At 67.5% G+C, this 1976-nt stretch carries 2 protein-coding genes and 1 pseudogene; all 3 read left to right on the forward strand.

The window, feature by feature from the left end; genetic code table 11:
• Positions 1 to 166, forward strand: a 166-nt coding sequence (locus ACYVMZ_RS39245) for a transposase (RefSeq protein WP_461088092.1), incomplete at its 5' end; no start/stop codon positions are given.
• A gap of 10 nt (positions 167 to 176) precedes the next feature.
• Positions 177 to 978 (forward strand): annotated as a pseudogene (locus tag ACYVMZ_RS39250) (phosphotransferase family protein); the annotation flags it as partial.
• Positions 979 to 1089: 111 nt separating this feature from the next.
• Positions 1090 to 1623 (forward strand): hypothetical protein, encoded by a 534-nt coding sequence (locus ACYVMZ_RS39255; RefSeq protein ID WP_461088090.1) that lies wholly within the window; start codon positions 1090 to 1092, stop codon positions 1621 to 1623.
• Positions 1624 to 1976: the final 353 nt, after the last annotated feature.

Below are 1976 nucleotides of genomic sequence, written 5' to 3' on the forward strand. Positions count from 1 at the left end.
GTCCTCCACCCGGCTCGGCCGGCACCGTTGGACGATCGAGCGCACCATGTCCTGGCTGGGCGGCTGCCGACGCCTGCACCGCCGCTACGAACGCAAGGCCGAACACTTCCTGGCCTTCACCGCCATCGCCTGCAGCCTCATCTGCTACCGCAGACTCACCAAATGAGACGACGTCTAAGGGCGATGGCGATCTCACCGACCCGTTCTCGCCCGGTGTCGGGCTTGACTTGTTCGAGGCCAGCCACGCGCGCCTGGCCTCGCTCGGCTTGCGGGTCCCCGAGGTCCACTTGGTCGACCGGGACCGCACTCACTACCCGGCCGACTTGGCGATCGTGGAGGACTTCCCCGGCGAGGACCTGATGGACCTGTTCAACCGCGACCCGCGCGCCGCAGAGCCGACGATGGCCCGCCTCGCCGATGCCCTGGCGGCGATGCGACGCCATCGAGCGCCGTCGTTCGGCAAGGTGGCCCAGATCGACAAGGGGGGAAGGTCCTGAGCGGCGTCGTGTGAGGAGGCAGCGCTTGAGTTTGCGCTGCGCTGCCTCGCCGAGGCAGCGTCCCGTGACCGGAGGATCGCGGACGCTCACGGCAGGCTGGAGGAGCGGCTGCGTGAACTCGCCGCGGCGGTGCGGCCGCGTGCGGAGTACTCGGTTGTCCATGGCGAGCTGGGGCTGGATCACGTGCTGGTGGACCGGGACGGTAACCCGGTCGTCATCGATTTCGAGGAGCTGCTGTACTTCGACGTCGAGTGGGAGCACGTGTTCCTGCGGCTCCGCCATTCCGAGGACCAATACCGTCGGTTGGCAGTGGAGGACCTCGACGAGGACCGGCTGGCCCTCTATAAGCTCACCCAGCATCTGTCCCTGGACGGCGGGGCCGCTTCGGCTGCTCGACGGAGACTTCCCCGACCGCGCGTTCATGCAGGGAATTGCCGAGCACCACTTGAACCAGGCGCTTGCGCTGGTCTCAGGGTGTTAGAAGCTGTTGTCTTTCCGGACGTGATCGCTGCGTTTCCGCTGGTCGGGGATAGGAGCGGGGGTTCCGTGGGAGTGGTGGCCTGTTGGGTCGTCGTTCCCCGGGAGGTCGCGGATGCCGTCAGTTGTCGGACTGCTGGAACAGCACGAGGTCGCCGCTCGTCGTCGAGTCGACGAACTGCGCGACGAGGCCGATCGCGTCCAGGCCGAACTGGCCCCGGCCGAGCAGGAATGGCAGGAGTGGGCGATCGCCCGCAGACGGGTCGATGCGGTGCTGGCTCCGGACGGCGACACCACCGCCGAGACGGAGGTCCCCCCGGATCCGCGGGATGCGGACGGACAGCCGGCGCCCCGGGACGCGGCGAAGCCGAAGTCGCAGGTGCCGGTGTGGCGTGAGGGGCTGGCCTGGTCGGTGCTGTCGGTGGACTACCAGCGCATCCTTAAGGCGCTCGCGGACCGGCGCCGGCTCCATCAGGGGCCCCTGACCTGCCAGGAGTTGGCCGCAGGGTTCGGTATGACCGACTGCGAATCGATCACCCCGGCCGTCGGCTCCACATCCCACCCCAGCCGCTCACGGACCTGGCCGCGCAGCCGGTCATGGAACTCCTTGACCAGGGCATGGTCCCGCCAGCGGCGGAAGAACGAGTAGACCCGGTCCCACGGCGGGAAGTCGGCCAGCATCGCCCGCCACTTGATCCCGTTGTCCCAATGCCGTTGCTTGAGCTACTGAAGTATCGCGGGCGTAAGCGTGATGACCTTCTCCGGAACCCGTCGTGTGCCTCGCCTGATCTGGTCTTTCTTGCGCACGATGTACTGCGAGACCGGATGGCGGGTGTAGCAGTCCGCTGCGCGTAGTCGCCGTAGCCCGTTGTCGAGCTTGCGCACGACTTTCGTGGCCAACCGCTTTGAACCGCCCCGTGTCAGGTAGAGACTCGATTCCGTGAAAGGATTGAGTCATGGCACGACCCTCCCGTTACCCGCTTGAGCTGCGCCGTCGCGCGG

This window comes from Streptomyces deserti (assembly GCF_054782695.1).